Raw genomic sequence first — 16,618 nt, 5'->3', positions numbered from 1 at the left:
TTGCGTCCCATATTTTGGGATGATCACGTCTACCCACTCTCCTCGAACAGATCCGTGATTCACCGTTATCAATATCACTACTGACGCTCTATCGCCTGAACGAAAACACTGGCAGGAATATTCATTGATTTTGAGTAATACGGACCGTAAGCGTAGGCAGCAGTCCTGAATTTACATGCCACGACCTGACGCGCGCTCAATACCATCAACAGTTGTTTTTTATTGAAGTACGTACTCAGCGTTCCACCGTCCGGTGTATGCACCGCAGAGACCTCAGCCGAATACACATATGGCCCCGCAGCAGATTCATTTAATACCGCGACGACCTCCCCTTCGAGATACCGGGTCAGGTCCTGTTTTGTTTCGAAGAAGCCACTCTCATCCATTGAACAGATCAAGGCATTGCCGACCTGATGTTGGCCGGCATTGATCTCGAAGAATCGCAACAGATCAGTCATTGAACTGAAGCGAACATCCAGAAGAGCACTGTGTCCAGACTTGGTAACAGAAACAAATTCAATTTCGGTCTCTGGTAATGGCACTCTTTTTGCGCACGAAGCACACAAACAAAGAACTAGAATTGCAAGCAACACTCGCATGTCAAGACTCCAGATATTTGATCATTTTTTCAGCGATGAGATCACATGCGGACTGTTCGCCAAGAATCCTCGCCTTGAACATTACGCCTGCATCTTCGTGGTTGGTGTCTACCGCTTTATTGATATCAGGACCCGAGCTCATGACCCAGCGTTCTCCCATCTCGGCGACATCATCGGACTGATTGGGTTTCGCCGGTGCAGCCAATATATTGATCCAGTACTCTGCACCAGGCTTCGGGGTGGTGGCGTAAATGTCTGAAATCAGCCAGACACCCAGTCCGCCGCCCACTGGATCAAGCGTGACCAAGGACTTCACCGTAAATCCCTGTTCTTTGAGTATGGCTGCCAGATGAGCGCCGTTCCATCCTCCCAGACTGTGACCGACGATACTTATATAAATTGATTTATCACCTTTCAGATAACTCAGCACATACTTTTCTATGTCTTTCTTGCCGCGCACATCCTTATAACTAAGGTACACCGACTTTATTTTTCCAATTTGCGCGTCGCTGAATTTTTTAGGCAATAAAACCTGCGCACTGGTTACGTTACCGTGAGGTGGTTGATCTTGATAATACGGTTCCTTGTCTCCAGCACCGCCGATGAAAAACACGACGATTTTTTTGATTTTGATTGCCACAGCTTTTACAGTCTGGTCGGTTTTGCAAGTCAACTCATGACTCACCACCTCGTTTTTGCAATCTTTGAGTGCAGGGTTTGCGACTTCCATTTCGATCACTCTACAAACAGTTTTATGGTTTCGGCCAAATGAGAGCTGACCATATGAGTAAAGCCCTGCTCATTGGTGATCCCATGTTCCATGCTGCCATCGCCCCGTTGAATCACATAGGGATGATCGGGCACGGGCTCGCCAGTTGCTTCATTAACCACTTGCAACCTGTCCGTAAAATGCACTGGCATCGGCAACAACCCGCTAAAAGCCGCCCCGCCGCCGCTCTGGCCAATAATCACCGTCCCCGAACCACCGACCACGACATTGCCGTGACCTCCAGTGCTATCGAGCGTGGCGGCATTCAGGCCGTTGATGAAAACCGTGCCGGAAACGGCCCCGGTAATCGGGCTGCCGCACGCCGATTTATCGGTCATGCGCGCAGCGGCGAGGCCGTCGAAGAAGACGTCGGGCGAGCCGGAAACAATCGGGTTGGTGCCATGGCCTGGCAATGGGCAGGCGGTCGGGTCGGTGACGCGTGCAGCGGGTTTACCACTCAATTCAAAGCTCCTTGCTTCAGAGGTTCCGGGTGCAGCTGATGAATATCGATGTCGGTCGCGGCGAAGCGCCAGCGGTTGTCGACAGGGTCGAACAGGGCGTGGCAATGCTCACGGCTGTCGGGTGATGCGGCGGTTTGCAGGTGTCGCCAGGCTTCGTCGGTTTGCCATGCCAGTTCAGCCGGCGAGGCGTCGTCGAGTTCGTTGAGCCAGGCGTTGTAGTTGCGCAGGTGATTACGCTCGTAAGTCGATTGCAGCAGTTCAGCCATTTGTGCGCCGAGGTCGAGATGATGCTGGGCCGTCCACTGGCCGATCTCGGAATAGACGTACCAGCCCATCGGCATCAACCCGCGGTCCTTGAGCAGCGAATGCCCGACAGGGGCGACGAAACCGCAACAGACGTGCAGCGTCAGCCAGCCTTGATGAGCGTCGATAAACGCCGTCGGATCGAAGGTGCGCAGCGGTATCACGCGGTAATCGGCGAGCCCGGCACTGCGGCTCATCAACTCGGCATCAAGGCGTGACACGAACGCACGAATGGCAGTGCCACCCGTGCTGTTCGTCGTACAGAGAATATCGACCGGTTGACGCTGGGGGTTGTCGCTTGAGCCTGAGTTCTTCACCAGGCCATACAGACGCATTGACGCCCGTAGTCCGCTCATCGCCGGTCACTCGTTGACGCAGCGAAGGCTCCACGGGCGTGGAGAAATTGTGCCAGAGGCATTGCAGGTGTCGTCCGTGAGTGCGCAAAAATGGCGCGTAGAATGCCGGACTAGAGCGCTGACGACAATCGAATTACTGCTGGATTGCCATCATTGCGATCAGCCTTCAGCAAACTCACGCAGGACCTGGCCATCCATGCGGTAGCGCACCCACTCTTCCTGAGGTTGCGCGCCGAGGGATTTGTAGAACTCGATCGCCGGCGTGTTCCAGTCGAGCACGCTCCATTCGAAGCGGCCGCAGTCGTTGTCGCAGGCGATTTTCGCCAAGTGACGCAACAAGGTTTTGCCAGCACCGCCGCCGCGTTGTTCGGGGGTGATGTAGAGGTCTTCGAGGTACAGGCAGTTGCTGCCGAGCCAGGTCGAGTAGCTGAAGAAGAACACCGCGAAACCGATCGGCAGCCCGTCGCGCAGGCAGATCAGACCGTGGGCGGTGGCGCCTTCGCCGAACAGACTGCGCTCGATGTCGGCAACGCTGGCGATGACTTCGTGGCGGGCCTTTTCGAAATCGGCGAGTTCAGTGATGAAGGCGAGGATTTGCGGGGCATCGCTGGGGGTCGCCGGGCGGATTTCGATCGTCATGGACGGGCCTTGTCGGAAAAAGGAAAACGCCATACTAAGGTGGTGAGCGGCGCTCGTCACATGGCAAAACACACACTACCCTGCGCAATGTTGCAAACACTGCAGTTCCCTGTGGGAGCGAGCCTGCTCGCGAAAGCGGACTGTCAGTGACATTGCGGTGACTGATACTGCCTCTTCGCGAGCAGGCTCGCTCCCACAGGAACTGAGACAATCTGAAAGGATGCTTATGAACTTAGATAGTTTTACGCCCGTGGCAGCACTGGCAGCAGAGTTACTGCCGTACGCATTGGAGCCGTCCGACGACGGCGCCCACGACCTCGCCCACTTGCAGCGCGTCTGGCACAACGTGCGTACGCTGCATGAAGAAGAAGGCGGTGATCTGGAGGTGCTACTCGCTGCGGTGCTCCTGCACGATTGCGTGGCTGTCGAGAAAAACTCGCCACTGCGCGCGCAAGCCTCGCGACTGGCGACGGAAAAAGCTTCATCGGTGCTCGCCGAAATGAATTGGCCGAGCGAAAAAATCACGGCCGTCGCTCACGCCATCGAAGCCCACAGTTTCTCCGCCAACATCACTCCGCGCACCCTCGAAGCGAAAATCGTCCAGGACGCCGACCGCTTCGACTCACTGGGCATGCTCGGTGTCGCCCGAACCTTTTACATCGCCGGACGCATGGGTTCGGCGCTGTACGACCCGCAGGATCCCGAAGCGAAACAACGCAGTTACGATGACACGCGTTTTTGCCTCGATCATTTCCAGACCAAGCTGCTGCACCTCGCGGACGGTTTCCAGACAGACGCTGGCCAGCGTCTGGCGCAGGTCCGTCATCAACGCCTGAAAGGTTTCATGGAACAATTCAAGGAAGAGATCGGCATTGCCTGAGCGTTACTCCGGCGCGCAGCGATCCTGACTTCGCCAACCTCAGACCTAATCCGCCGGCCCGCCGTGCTAAACAGATGACGCTGAATTTTTCCGGTCAAGGAACCGCGTCATGTCGCAAGCAACACCCACGGTATCGAGCAAGTTGTTCGGCCTGTTCTGCCTCGCCAGTTATCTGCTATCGCTGTCCTACGGCTCGACGTTTTTGCTGTCGCTGTTGATCGGCTCTCGCGGCGGTAATGAACACGATGCGGGGAGTGTGATTTCGGCGGCGATGGTCAGTACGTTTGTCGCGGTGCTGGTGTCCGGGCATTTGTCGGACTGGCTCGGGGCGGCGCGTTCGATTGCAGTGTTCGGGCTGTTGCTGGTGGCGGCGAGCCTGGGTTTTGCGCTGACGCCGGGGTTCGGTCATTTGCTGCTGTTTTTCGGTTTGTTGTTGGGATTGGGCTGGGGCGTTTTTTACACCTTGGGACCGATTATCGTTGCCAGTCTGGTGACGCCGGCGCAGCGGGCCAAATATTTCGCCTTGCTGTCCGGCAGCATGATGACCGGCATCGGCAGTGGGCCATTACTGGGTCGTGCGGCGAGTGCATTGGGGTTGCCGGTGACCTCGGCATTTTATCTGGCGGCGCTGGCAAGCCTGATCGGGGTGCTGCTGCTCTGGCAGCTTGGCGCAAAACTGAAAAGTACCCAAGCCACAACCGCGGCAAGAATCACCTGGCAGACGACCACTCAAGTGCTCGGTTCACGCGCCCTGTTTCCGATCATCATGGTCGGTCTCGGCGGTTGCGTATTCGGTGGCCTGTCGAGTTTTCAGACAAGTTATGCCGCCGCCCTTTCGCTGGATTATTCGTTGTTCTTTCTCGGTTTCATGAGTGCCGCGATCAGCAGTCGGATGCTGATCTCGGGATATGTCGTCAAGCGTGATCCATTACGCGCATCGTGCCTGCTGTCGGGACTGATGCTGGGTTCGATTGCGCTGTTCGCGTTCGGTGTGCACAGCGGATTCAGCTATCTGTTGGCGGCGCTGATGCTCGGCGTCGGTTATGGCCTGACCTATTCGGTGATCAACGGCCTCGCCGCCAACGAAGCACCGGCCGGCACCACATCGCAGGCGTTGTTGCTGTTCAGTCTTTCGTACTTCATCGGCGTATTCGGCTTCCCGTTATTGGCCGGGAAAATCATCGTCGAGCACGGCATGAGCACGCTGCTTTTGACGGTATTGCTCGTCGCGTTGGCCAACTGGCTGATCACCCTTGGCCGCTTGCTCTGGCGACGGATCAGTCTGAAATCGGCGCAGGCAATCCAGACCGTTCGTCGTTCATCAGGCACCAATTCGATCAGCAGGCAGACCAACGACAGGTAAGGATTCCAATCACTGGAGATGCCCTATGATCCCGTCAAGGTTGACTGCTTTCGTATTCAGCGCCCTGCTCTGCCCTGCGGTTTTCGCCGCATCCGCCACCGCTGCGGGCACCGGCCCTACCGATCCTACCCCACCCCGCGCACCCGCCATCAACAGTGCCCCCGGCATGAACACCGATGGCTCGGGCGTGCCGTTGATCAATCAACCGCCCGCCACCGGCACCGATCCGCGCACTCAGGGCAGTGACCCGGGTCGTCAGGGCGGCATGAACACCCCCGACGCCCCCGCCACGCCAGACAACGCGGGCCCCGGCGTCGGTTCCAAAACCACCACCGGTGGCTCCGGTTCCGAAGGCTCCGGCCAGTAGTTCGCCGACGCGAGCGTCCTATTCACATCCATGAAGAGGTACCCATGAACGTCGATAAAAACCTGGAAAAAGAAGTCCTCACCCGTCTGTTGCACGCCCATCCGAGTGGTCTGGGAAAAGAGGTGCTGGACAATTACCGGGGCGAGAAGATCGTGGCCAGCGCCCTCGCCGCCCTGCAGGATCGCGGACTGATTCACCACGGGCATGTGACCTGCAACGAGGCTGGCGAGCATTCGTTGAACCTGCCGATCAAGCTCAGTGCCGCCGGCGTTGAGGCGGCGCGCAAGCTGGATCTGCAGTAGTCCTGCGGTCGCTCGTTGCCGATGCGGCGAGCGGCCAATTCAAGTTTTGACTTGAGGCTGATGGCCTAATCGCTGGCAAGCCAGCTCCCACAGGAACCGGGGTGTACACAAATGTGTGTTCACCAAAAAAACTTGTGGGAGCTGGCTTGCCAGCGATGGCGGTAGATCAGGCGCCGCCGGACTCGCGGAAAAACGCATCCACTTCAGTCGCACCCGGTGAAGTCGCCGGCCCCCAGCGCGTCACCGCCAGCGCCGCTGCAGCATTCGCCCGCCGCGCTGCTTCATGGGCAGACAAGCCCTGCGCCAATCCGGCGACGAACACCCCGGCATGGGCATCACCGGCGCCATTGCTGTCCACGGCTTTCACGACAAACCCCGGCACATGCCGACGCTCGTTGGCCTGTTGAATCCAGCAACCCTGCGGCCCGTCGCGCACCACCATCAACACCTCGTTGGGCAGATGCTCAGCGAGACGATCCAGCGCCACGCCAATATCATCAGCGCCGGTAAACCGCAGCGCTTCAACACTGTTGCTGGTCCACACATCGATGCGCGGCAGCAACGCTTTCATCAGCGGCGAGTCCGGTGATTCAACCAACGGGCCCGGATCGAACACCACGTTGATTGTCGCCGGCAACGCCAATGTCCAATCGAGCAACGCCTGCGCCTTACCCTCGTGGAGCAGGCTGTAGCCGCTCAGATAAACGTAATCGCCCGCCTCGGCCGCGACGCTGTTCAAATCCTCTTCAGTCACTTCACCTTCAGCGCCGATATAGGAAATAAAGCTGCGCTCGGCCGACGCATCGGTCAGCGCCACACACAAACCGGTGTCTTTCATTGCGGGTTCGGTGATGCCGATGTGAATCCCCTCGGCATTCATCGCCTGACGCGCCAGATCGCCGAAACGTCCGGTGCCATGCCGGCCAAGATAAACCACCGGCAAGCCATTACGTACCGCCGCTGCCATTACATTGAAACCGCCACCGGCTTCGAAACCGGCCGACTGCGCGAGCACGTCACCGCCAATCTGCGGCAGTTTATCCACGGCCATGACCAGGTCGATGATGACCTGGCCGGTGTGCAACATCTTAGGCATGAGCATTCTCGGTTGGCGCGGCGCGGCGATCTTTCGCCCCGCCCAGTACACAGTAAATCCCACCAGCAACGACGAAGGTCACAATCCAGCCGAGGCCGTTGTGGCCCAGCCACGAATCAGACAGAAAGCCTTTGAACCAGACGTTCTCGGCAGTGGTGCCGATGGTGGTGAAGCTGAAGCCGAGGACGATGGCAATCGCCCAGGCGCCGAATGCACGCCACTCGATGCCGCCGCGATACCAATAAGCGCTGCTCGGGCTGACGTCGAGCAGGTCTTTCGGGCTGTAGTAGTGACGGTGAATCAAGTCGACGACAAAGATCCCGACCCACGCGGTGATCGGCACCGCCAGCAGGGAAATGAACGTGATAAACGGGCCGTAGAAGCTGTCGGCGATCAGCATGAAGTAAATCGAACCAGCGAAGATCGCCACGATGTCGACCACCACCGCGTAGACGCGTTTGACCTTCAAGCCGAGGGTCAGCGTGGTCAAACCGGCGGAATACACCGACAGGTTGTTCGACAGCAGCAGGCCACCGAATGCAGTGATCAGGTAAGGCACCGCCATCCAGGTTGGCAGCATGTCGCGAATTGCCACGATCGGGTCAGTCGCCGAAGCAAGATCGTTATTGCCCACCGACAGCAAACCGCCGAGGGTGATCAGCAACACCAGCGGAATCCCCGCACCGAATGCAGCGGACGCAACCAGACGCACAGCCTTGACGCTGCGGTGCTGATAGCGCGACATGTCGGCGCCCGCGTTGGCCCAACCAATGCCAGTGCCGGCAGCCATGGTACCGATACCGATGATCATTGCGCTCATCGGCGCTGGCGTGGCGTTGAACACCGCGCTCCAGTCGATGGTTGCGCAGAGGAAGCCGCCAACCAGAATGTTCAGCGCACCGAAGACGTAGGTCGCCCACTTCTGGATGACCAGCAAGGTTGCATGACCGAGGCCGGACACCGACAGGGTCAGCAGGACGAAAATGGCGATGAAGATCAGCGTCAGCACTGGCGCACTTTTCGCTTCGACCGGCGAACCGAACAGGATTGAGCACAGCGACAGCAGCACGAATGCAGCGGTGGTGGTGTTGACGGTTTCCCAACCGAGACGCGACATCAGCGAGACCAGTGTCGGGCCGATATTGCCGCGCACGCCGAAGATCGCTCGCGACAACGTCAGGCTCGGTGCGCGGCCACGACGGCCGGCAATCGAGATGATCCCGACCACGGCAAACGAACCGGCGGCACCGATGATTGCGACGATGATTGCCTGCCAGATCGCCAACCCGCGAAACGCGACCAGCGTGGCACCCAGCGGCAGACCGAGGATGGAGATGTTGGCAGCGAACCAGACCCAGAACAGTTGCAGCGGATGGCCGTTGCACTCGGCTTCCGGCACCGGTTCGATGCCGCGGGTTTCCAGTTGCCCGGCGCTTTGCCCGGCGGATGATGAACTCATGAAGGTGCTCCTGTTTGCCTTTTTTGTGGTTGTGGCAATGATGCAAAACGACAAGACATCGCGGCCTTCCTCGGCCTGTCTGCGCGATCCATTGCGGGTTGAAAATTCGAAAATTGCGCTGCGCCTATCGCTGGCAAGCCAGCTCCCACAGGGATCGGGGGTGTACACAAAAGTGTGTTCACAGCAAAAACCTGTGGGAGCTGGCTTGCCAGCGATGGCGTCAGTTCAATCAGCGCAAAGCCAACAGCCCCTGCACCAACGGCTCAAGCTCCAGATGATTAACGGCCTTCACCGTCTCGATCATCGCGCCAGGCCAACACTCAAGACCCAGGCAGGCCCCCAGCATCGCCCCGAGAATCGCCGCGATGGTGTCAGTGTCGCCGCCCAGACTCGCCGCCATGCACAGCGCATCGAACGCACTCATCTCACCGACGGCCACTTGCTGCGCCAGTGCGAACGAGACCACCACCGATTCCTGCGACGCCACCGAAGTACCGATCACGTCGTAGAGCAGATCGGCCAGTAAAGCCTTGTCGCTATCAACACTGATGGTGCGCGCCCAACTGATCCGCGAGGCAATACGCCCGCCGGCGACCCAGTGCCCGTGCGCCTCGGCTTGCTGAGCGATTTGCTGGCCGAGGTTGAGCGCCTCGCCCAAGTCCACGCCATTGATGCCAGCAGACACCACCGCCGCTACCGCCGCCGCACTGGAAATCCCCAGCGTGGTGTTGTGAGTGACTTGGCAGGCTTGTACCACTGCCGCAATAAAGCGCTCAGGATCGGCAACATCTGCCGCGATCCCCACCGGCGTGATGCGCATGGCCGCGCCGTTGGTGGTGCCGTAGCGCCCGGCTTCTTCCGGCGAATGGCCGGCGAGAATCATTTCAATGGCGCGCTTGGTCGACGGCCCGAGCAAATCCTGCGAGCCCTTGGCCTGCATCTCGGCTTCCCACTCGATCAAGCGTTGCGCGAGGATTGCCGGTTCGATGCGGCCCTTGCCTTCAACCAGCAACTCGCCGACCAGAATCGCCTGTTCGGTGTCGTCGGTGATCGAACCTTTGGGCATGTTCGCGGCGATCGGTTGCAACGGACCGGCGTCCTGCAGATCGGTGATCTGGCCGAAACGGGTCTTGATGGTTTCGCGGTTCAGCGATTGCGTCGGCATGCCCAGCGCATCACCGAGGGCCAGGCCATAGAAAGCGCCGAGGGCACGGTTGAGCGCGGTCATTTCGATTCTCCAAATTGCAGGTGCAAACGGAAATGCACCGGGTCGAGCAGGCTTTCGACCAGCTCCATGAAACGGTTCTGGCGGTCGTAGGTAGTGCGCAGCGCTTTGAGGAAAACGGTGCCGACCGGGCGCCCGAGCAGTTCAGCATCTTCGGCATTCAGCGGCTCGGCGCCGATCCATTGATCGCCGCGCTCGCCGATGTAGCCGTACGCGGCCAGGGTGATGGTCAGGGAGTTGTCGATCAGGCCGACGCGCGGCAGGCTTTCCAGGCCGCCGGTCGCTGGCATCAAAGAGCGTTCGAGGGACACCAGCGTACCTTCGTTGGAGCGGCGGCGACGGTCGAGGGTGATGAATTGGTCAGTGCCAAACCGCGATAGCAGGTCTGGCCGGGTCACGGCTTCCAGGCGCAGCACTTCGGTGTTGATCATCGCCCCGCTATCGGCCAAGGCCTGTGCCCAGCCGCTGCGCTGGTCGAGGGCGACACCGTCGAAAGTGACGATGGAACCGACGCCGCTTTGCGTTGCGATGTAGTTACGCCGTTTCAGTTCGGCCAGCGCTTCGCGCAGCGTGCCTCGGCTGACTTGGAATTCTTGAGCCAACTGATGCTCGCCGGGCAACAGAAAGCCGTCCTCCATGAGGCCGCTCTCGATGCGCCGGACGAGTTCGTCGACCACCCGTTGTTTCTTGTCAAATCGTACCTGTCTAATCATGTACAAATTGATACCCGAAACGGGCACGGGCGGGCAAGGAATATTTGGGGATAGTGACGAAAGGCGGGAGAATCAAAAGCCCCTCACCCTAGCCCTCTCCCGGAGGGAGAGGGGACTGAATGGGGGATGCTCAAGAGGTACGCCGACCTGAAAGTGCTTTGCCGAATCCACAATCCACCCGACAGTGCTTTTCCGAATCCATAGTCGACGAGAACTTTCAGGTCGACGGATTACGCAAGACACCTCGGTCGGCCCCCTCTCCAACCGGGAGAGGGCTGGGGTGAGGGGGCTTGATTTTTAGCGTTGTTTGAGGCGGTCGATCACCACCGCCAGCAAAAGGATCGAACCACGGATAACGTATTGGTAGAAGGTATCAATGTTCTTCAGGTTCATCGCATTCTCGATGATCGCCAAAATCAACACCCCGGCAATCACATGCCGGATCATGCCGATCCCGCCGCTCAACGACACCCCGCCCAACACGCAAGCCGAGATCACCGTCAGCTCAAAACCCTGACCAATCATCGGCTGCCCCGAGGTCATCCGCGACGCCAGAATCACCCCGGCCAACGCACCAATCACCCCATGCACGGCGAAGATAATGATCTTGGTCCGATCAACGTTCACACCCGCGAGCAACGCCGCTTCCTGGTTGCCACCGATGGCCATGGTGTTGCGCCCGTAGGTGGTGTAATTCAGCAGCCAGCCAAAAAACAGAAAGCAGACGATGGTGATCAGAATCGGCACCGGCACGCCAAACAGCTGGCCGTTACCGAAGACGAAGAATGATTCCTGCGACACGCCCACCGCTTTGCCGTTGGCAAAAATGTACGCCAGACCGCGAACAATCTGCATGGTCGCCAACGTCGTGATCAAGGCGTTGACCCGCAACTTGGCGATCACGATCCCATTGATCAGCCCGACAATCAGGCCCATTACCAACGCCGCGCTGACACCGAGAAACACGCTGTTGGTGTCGCGCATCACCACCGCCGCGACCACGCCGGCGCAGGCAATCACCGAGCCCACCGACAAGTCGAAGTGCCCCGACGCCAGGCAGTACAACATCGTGCACGCGGCGATCCCGGTGGTGGAAATCGCCAGGCCCAGGCCACGCATGTTCAGCGGCGAAAGGAAGTTGTCGATCAGCAGCGTGCAGGCAATGAAAATGCCGATCGCCGCCAGCAGCATGACCCAGTCATCGAGGAAGCGGCGCATGTCCAAAGGTTTGCGCTCTTTGGGCAGGGTTTCGTTTTGGGTTGTCATCATAGTCACCTCTCAGTTCGCCACGCCGTCAGCGCGGTGGCGCGGCAAAGCCATTTGCAGCAGGTTGGATTCATTGGCCTGGTCACGGCTGATTTCGCCGCGCAGAGCGCCTTCACAGAGCACCAGAATGCGGTCGGAAATGCCCATCACTTCCATCAGGTCGCTGGACACCACGATCACTGAAATGCCCTCGGCAGCGAGGTTATGGATGATCTGGTAGATCTCCGCTTTCGCACCGATATCGATGCCGCGCGTCGGTTCGTCGAGCAACAGGACCTTCATCGGCATCGACAGCCAGCGACCGAGAATGGCCTTCTGCTGATTGCCGCCGGACAGAAATTTGATCTGCTGACCGGCATGCGGGGTTTTCACCTTCAGCGCCTTGATCTGTTTGTCGGCGTTGCCCTTTTCCCACAAACCGCGAATCAGGCAACCGAGGCCAGAGTTGGCGCCGCGGGCACTGATGTTGATGTTCTCGGCAACGCTGGCGAGCGGGATGATGCCCTCCTTCTTGCGATCTTCCGGGCACAGCAGAACCCCGGCGGCAATCGCATCGCGCGGTGAGCGCAACTTCAGTTCGTGACCGCGCAGTTCGAGGCGTCCGGCCGTCATGCGCTCAAGGCCACTGAGCAGGCGAAACAGCTCGGTGCGCCCTGCCCCGACCAGTCCGAACAAGCCAAGGATTTCGCCTTTGTGCGCCTCGAAACTGATCGGCTCGCGCAGGCCCGGGCCGAGCAGGCCGGCGACCTTCAGCGCGACGGCGCCGCGTGGACGATGGCGGTAATCGTAGATGTCCTGAATGTCGCGCCCGACCATGCAGGTCACCAGTTGATCGTGGGTCAACTGGCTCATGTCGTCGAAGGTGCGCACGTAGCGACCGTCCTTGAACACCGTCACCGCGTCGCAGATGCGAAACACTTCTTCCATGCGATGCGAGACGTAAAGCACGACTTTGCCTTCGTCACGCAGGCGCCCGATGATCGCCATCAAGCGGTCGATCTCACGTGCCGAGAGGCTGCTGGTCGGTTCGTCGAAAGCGATCACATGGGCGCCGCGCGACAGCGCTTTGGCGATTTCCACCAGTTGTCGCTGGCCGAGGGACAAGCGTCCGACCTTGGTTTGCGGATCGATTTCATCCGCCAGACCTTTCAGGCAATTCAACGCTTGCTGGCGCAGGGCACCGCGATTGATCAAACCGAAACTGGCCGGCAGATGGCCGAGAAACAGGTTTTCGGCGACGGTCATTTCCGGCACCAGATGCAGCTCCTGGTGAATCACGGCGACGCCGCTGCCGATACTGTCAGCCGTCGACTTGAACGCCATGGTCTGCTCGCCGATCTGCAACTCGCCACTGCTCGGGATGTAAGCGCCGCCGAGGATTTTCAGCAGGGTCGATTTGCCGGCGCCGTTCTCGCCCATCAAGGCATGAACCTGGCCGGGATGGGCGACAAAGCTGATTGCGTCCAGCGCTTTCACGCCAGGAAAGGTTTTGCCGATCCCGTTGAAGCGCAGGCTGCCGCCGGAGCTGTGTTGTTGTGTTTGTACTTGCGCGTGCATAAAGCCACCTCTTCACACCGAAAAACGGCCCGGCTGCCCGGGCCGTCACTGCATCAGTTCCACAAGCCGATTTTTTCCAGCTCTTGCTTGAAGTTCTCGCGGGTGATCAGGGTGACGTCGTCCATGGCGGTGTACTTCGGCGGTTCTTTGCCGGTGGTGACCCACTCGAACATCATCTCTGCGGTTTTGTAGCCTTCGATGTGCGGGCTTGGCAGCATCGAGCCAAAGAAACCGCTGTTAGGCTTTTTCAGCTCGCCGATGGCGTCGGTGCCGTTGATGCCGATGCCGATCACGTTGGCGGCGGCGAAACCGGCCGCTTCAGTGGCGCGCACACCGCCGAGCACGGTGTTGTCGTTCATGCCGCCGATGATCAGGTTTTTTGCGCCGCTCGGCAGTTTCACCAAAGCCGAGTTGGTGGCGTCCATGCTGCCCGGTACGTCGAGGGTTTTCAGTGCGGCGAACAGAATGTGATCTTTCGGCATGCCGGCGTCTTCAAGGGATTTCACCGAGCCGTCGGTGCGTTTCTTGCCGGTGTCGAGTTCGTTGTAGGTGTTGACCACCGCGTAGGTGTCTTTCCAGTCCCAGTTACGCTTCTTCGCTTCGGCGACCATGGCATTGCCCTGCTTCTGGCCGACTTCGAACGCGGCCATGCCCAGGTACGGCACGTCTTCCATGAACTTGCCGTTGGCGTCGACAAAGCGGTCGTCGACGGCAATCACTTTCAGGTCATTGAGTTTGGCTTTGGCCATGATCGCCGGGCCGAGCGAGACATCCGGCGGGCAGATCACGAAGCCTTTGGCGCCGTTGGCCGCCAGACTGTCGATCGCCGAGAGGGTTTTCTCGCCATCCGGCACGGCGATCTTGATCAGTTCGAAGCCCTTGTCCTTGGCGGCTTTCTCGGCGAAGGCCCACTCGGTCTGGAACCACGGTTCTTCAGCCTGTTTCACCAGAAAACCGATTTTCACAGTATCGGCAGCGAGCAGCGCACTGCTCAGGCTGAACGCGGTGACCGCCAGAGCGGTACTGCACAGGGTACGAATCCCGAAACGACGTTTCATAAGCTGACTCCTTGTTATTTTTTTTGAGCAATGTTTGAAAAACGTTAAAGCGTGTTCCTGCAAAATCTTCTGACAATAGTCATATCGTATGATGATTGGATTGCAAACGGATTTATCCGCGTGAAAGCCACTGTGCTCAGTCGTGGTACATCACCGAGCGACCACCATCGATGGTGATGCATGATGCATTGATGAACGGTGCTTCATCGCTGGCCAGAAACACCGCCGTCATCGCCACTTCGAGCGGCTGACCGATGCGTTTCGGCGGGTGCAGATCGAAGGCGCGCTGACGCTCGGCGTGCGGGTTGGCGAAACCGTTCCAGTAATCGACGTTCAGTTGCGTTTCGATATAGCCCGGGGCGATGGCGTTGACGCGAATGCCTTTCGCGGCGTACTCGATGCCAAGTGCGCGGGTCAGGCCGAGCAAACCGTGTTTGGCCACCGGGTACGGGAAGCAGCCGGGAATGATGTGGCTGGAATGGGTCGACGCGATATTGATGATGCTGCCAATGCCCTGTTCGATCATCTGCGGCAGTACCGCTTTACAACCGAACCAGGCACCGTCCAGATCGATGGCGAAACAACGATGCCAGTCTTCTTCGGTCATTTGCAGCGGATCGCGGAACACATTGACCCCGGCGCAGTTGACCAGCACATCGATGCGTCCGTGTAGCGCAACGGCGCGTTTGGCCATGGCGTGCAGATCAGGCTGATGCGAGACATCCGCCTTCAGCGCTTGTACATCGTAACCCTGCTCACGCCAATGGCCGGCAACCTGCTCGACTTTCTCGGCCTGGATATCGCTGATAACCAGTTTCGCTTGCTGCGAAGCGAAGGCCGCGACGATGGCTTCGCCGATACCTTGCGCGGCGCCGGTCAGCAGCACGACCTTGTTTTTCAGACGCTCGCCCTTCGGCGGTGCGGGCACCGGCGGCAGGGAAAGAGGTTCAGCCATGGATCAGGACTCCTGTTTCGCAGGCACAAAAAAACCGGGCATCTGCCGATGTCCGGTCTGGAAGGCGGTTTGAACGAAACAGGCAGGCGCGGCCGACGGCATCGAGCCGTTGCGAGACGCGGACTCCACGCGGGAGTGCGATAGACATTCGCTGCATCACTTCACCTGTTTTGTTCTTTTTAAGTGTGAGTGCGTGTTACTGCTGGAGCCGACTATAAACCCGACCGCCGAATAATCTCAATATATAATTTTGCATCCCATATTTTGGGATTTAATCCGCAAACCGCGTACAGAGTTTTCCTGCAACATCCACGCGCATCGACAGCACTGCGCCATCCAATGGATGGTTGTGCGGGCTCTGGGCGCTGGTGATGAACAGGGTTTTCAGGTCTTCACCGCCGAATACACAACTGGTCGGGCGGCTGACAGGCAGATCGATTTTGCGCTCGACCTTGCCATCAGGTGTCAGCCGCAGCAGGCAACTGCCGTCCCAACGGGCATTCCAGATGTAGCCTTCGGCGTCCATTGCTGAACCGTCCGGGCCACCCTGCTGGTCGGGGCCGTACCAGACTTGCGCAGCATCAAGGTTGCCGTCGGCGTGAATAAAATAGCGATACAGCGTGTCATCGAGACTGTCACCGAACAGGACTGTGGTGCCGTCGTCGCTCCACAGCAGCGTGTTGGGAATGCCCAGGCCGCGCAGCAATGGCGTGACACGTTTATCCGGATCAATGCGGAACAGGCCACCGGAACGACGGGTGATCGGCAGATCTTCGCCGTTCTCGCCGATGTTGTTTTGCATAGTGCCGAGCCACAAACGACCCTGGCCATCGCAGCGCGCTTCGTTGGGGCGATTGCCGGGTTGCGGGTCGGCGACGCAGAACAGCGTCAGTCGCGGTTCGAGGCCTGGGGAGTCGAGATCGAGGCGATAGACGCCGCTACTCAGGGTCACCAGTGCGTCACCGCTGGCGCAGGGGATGAACGCGGAAACGTGTTCAGGCATCTGCCAGATCTGTACGTTCTGACCGATCAAGCGCAGCGCCTGTTTGCCGGCGATATCGACCCAGTACAACGCCTGGGTCGGCGCGTCCCAGAACGGGCCTTCACCGAGTTGGGCGCGGTGTTGGGTCAGGGCGGTCCACGGCATATAACGGTCTCCATTGTTCTTGTTTTAACTGTAGGAGTGAGCCTGCTCGCGATCGCGGTAGACCAGTCGAAGCTACTTTGCCTGATACGACGCTATCGCGAGC

18 protein-coding genes are annotated in these 16,618 nt (G+C 59.0%); 4 read left to right on the top strand and 14 right to left on the bottom strand.

Features of this window, described 5'->3' with window-relative positions; translation table 11 throughout:
* Nucleotides 1–77 precede the first annotated feature (77 nt).
* The 5 genes from PMI23_RS04810 to PMI23_RS04790 form a co-directional block, all read right to left on the bottom strand.
* Nucleotides 78–599, bottom strand: a complete 522-nt coding sequence (locus PMI23_RS04810) for a hypothetical protein (RefSeq protein WP_007908321.1) — start codon at nucleotides 597–599, stop codon at nucleotides 78–80.
* Nucleotide 600: 1 nt separating this feature from the next.
* Complete coding sequence (locus tag PMI23_RS04805) at nucleotides 601–1,329, bottom strand: hypothetical protein (RefSeq protein ID WP_007908319.1); 729 nt, start codon at nucleotides 1,327–1,329, stop codon at nucleotides 601–603.
* A gap of 5 nt (nucleotides 1,330–1,334) precedes the next feature.
* Nucleotides 1,335–1,829: a PAAR domain-containing protein gene (locus tag PMI23_RS04800; protein ID WP_007908317.1), complete on the bottom strand. Its 495-nt coding sequence runs from the start codon at nucleotides 1,827–1,829 to the stop codon at nucleotides 1,335–1,337.
* Nucleotides 1,826–2,488, bottom strand: coding sequence for a hypothetical protein (locus PMI23_RS04795; RefSeq protein WP_007908315.1), 663 nt, complete (start codon nucleotides 2,486–2,488; stop codon nucleotides 1,826–1,828). The genes PMI23_RS04800 and PMI23_RS04795 overlap by 4 nt, the downstream gene beginning before the upstream one ends.
* Nucleotides 2,489–2,647: 159 nt before the next feature.
* On the bottom strand, nucleotides 2,648–3,127 hold the full coding sequence (locus PMI23_RS04790; RefSeq protein ID WP_007908312.1) for a GNAT family N-acetyltransferase: 480 nt from the start codon (nucleotides 3,125–3,127) through the stop codon (nucleotides 2,648–2,650).
* Between the two features lie 226 nt (nucleotides 3,128–3,353).
* On the opposite strand from PMI23_RS04790, the gene PMI23_RS04785 reads away from it, so the two are divergent.
* The 4 genes from PMI23_RS04785 to PMI23_RS04770 all read left to right on the top strand — a co-directional run bounded on the left by PMI23_RS04785 (nucleotide 3,354) and on the right by PMI23_RS04770 (nucleotide 6,039).
* Nucleotides 3,354–4,007 carry an HD domain-containing protein gene (locus PMI23_RS04785; RefSeq protein ID WP_007908310.1) on the top strand — a complete coding sequence of 218 codons (654 nt, stop codon included), beginning with the start codon at nucleotides 3,354–3,356 and terminating at the stop codon, nucleotides 4,005–4,007.
* 109 nt (nucleotides 4,008–4,116) lie between these two features.
* Nucleotides 4,117–5,370, top strand: a complete 1,254-nt coding sequence (locus PMI23_RS04780) for an MFS transporter (RefSeq protein ID WP_007908308.1) — start codon at nucleotides 4,117–4,119, stop codon at nucleotides 5,368–5,370.
* Nucleotides 5,371–5,395: 25 nt separating this feature from the next.
* Nucleotides 5,396–5,737 carry a hypothetical protein gene (locus tag PMI23_RS04775; RefSeq protein WP_007908306.1) on the top strand — a complete coding sequence of 114 codons (342 nt, stop codon included), beginning with the start codon at nucleotides 5,396–5,398 and terminating at the stop codon, nucleotides 5,735–5,737.
* 44 nt (nucleotides 5,738–5,781) lie between these two features.
* Nucleotides 5,782–6,039, top strand: a complete 258-nt coding sequence (locus tag PMI23_RS04770) for a hypothetical protein (RefSeq protein WP_007908305.1) — start codon at nucleotides 5,782–5,784, stop codon at nucleotides 6,037–6,039.
* Between the two features lie 166 nt (nucleotides 6,040–6,205).
* Here PMI23_RS04770 and PMI23_RS04765 read toward each other — a convergent pair whose 3' ends face one another.
* From PMI23_RS04765 to PMI23_RS04725, 9 genes are all read right to left on the bottom strand, one after another.
* Nucleotides 6,206–7,135 (bottom strand): PfkB family carbohydrate kinase, encoded by a 930-nt coding sequence (locus PMI23_RS04765; protein ID WP_007908303.1) that lies wholly within the window; start codon nucleotides 7,133–7,135, stop codon nucleotides 6,206–6,208.
* Nucleotides 7,128–8,594: a purine-cytosine permease family protein gene (locus PMI23_RS04760; RefSeq protein WP_007908301.1), complete on the bottom strand. Its 1,467-nt coding sequence runs from the start codon at nucleotides 8,592–8,594 to the stop codon at nucleotides 7,128–7,130. The genes PMI23_RS04765 and PMI23_RS04760 overlap by 8 nt, the downstream gene beginning before the upstream one ends.
* A gap of 229 nt (nucleotides 8,595–8,823) precedes the next feature.
* Nucleotides 8,824–9,822, bottom strand: coding sequence for an ADP-ribosylglycohydrolase family protein (locus PMI23_RS04755; protein ID WP_007908299.1), 999 nt, complete (start codon nucleotides 9,820–9,822; stop codon nucleotides 8,824–8,826).
* Nucleotides 9,819–10,532: a GntR family transcriptional regulator gene (locus tag PMI23_RS04750; protein ID WP_007908297.1), complete on the bottom strand. Its 714-nt coding sequence runs from the start codon at nucleotides 10,530–10,532 to the stop codon at nucleotides 9,819–9,821. The genes PMI23_RS04755 and PMI23_RS04750 overlap by 4 nt, the downstream gene beginning before the upstream one ends.
* Nucleotides 10,533–10,829: 297 nt before the next feature.
* A complete protein-coding gene (araH, locus tag PMI23_RS04745) occupies nucleotides 10,830–11,798 on the bottom strand; it encodes an L-arabinose ABC transporter permease AraH (protein ID WP_042704903.1) in 969 nt (322 codons plus the stop codon).
* A 12-nt stretch (nucleotides 11,799–11,810) separates the two neighbouring features.
* Nucleotides 11,811–13,355, bottom strand: a complete 1,545-nt coding sequence (gene araG / locus PMI23_RS04740; protein WP_007908292.1) for an L-arabinose ABC transporter ATP-binding protein AraG — start codon at nucleotides 13,353–13,355, stop codon at nucleotides 11,811–11,813.
* A gap of 53 nt (nucleotides 13,356–13,408) precedes the next feature.
* Nucleotides 13,409–14,413, bottom strand: coding sequence for a substrate-binding domain-containing protein (locus tag PMI23_RS04735; protein WP_007908290.1), 1,005 nt, complete (start codon nucleotides 14,411–14,413; stop codon nucleotides 13,409–13,411).
* Nucleotides 14,414–14,549: 136 nt separating this feature from the next.
* Nucleotides 14,550–15,368, bottom strand: coding sequence for an SDR family oxidoreductase (locus tag PMI23_RS04730; RefSeq protein WP_007908288.1), 819 nt, complete (start codon nucleotides 15,366–15,368; stop codon nucleotides 14,550–14,552).
* 271 nt (nucleotides 15,369–15,639) lie between these two features.
* Nucleotides 15,640–16,515, bottom strand: coding sequence for an SMP-30/gluconolactonase/LRE family protein (locus tag PMI23_RS04725; protein ID WP_007908286.1), 876 nt, complete (start codon nucleotides 16,513–16,515; stop codon nucleotides 15,640–15,642).
* Between the last annotated feature and the right edge of the window lie 103 nt (nucleotides 16,516–16,618).

It is taken from the genome of Pseudomonas sp. GM24, from assembly GCF_000282235.1.
Classification (GTDB): domain Bacteria; phylum Pseudomonadota; class Gammaproteobacteria; order Pseudomonadales; family Pseudomonadaceae; genus Aquipseudomonas.
The sequence above is the reverse complement of the archived record's forward strand: the minus strand, read 5'-3'. Positions and strand labels throughout refer to the sequence as shown.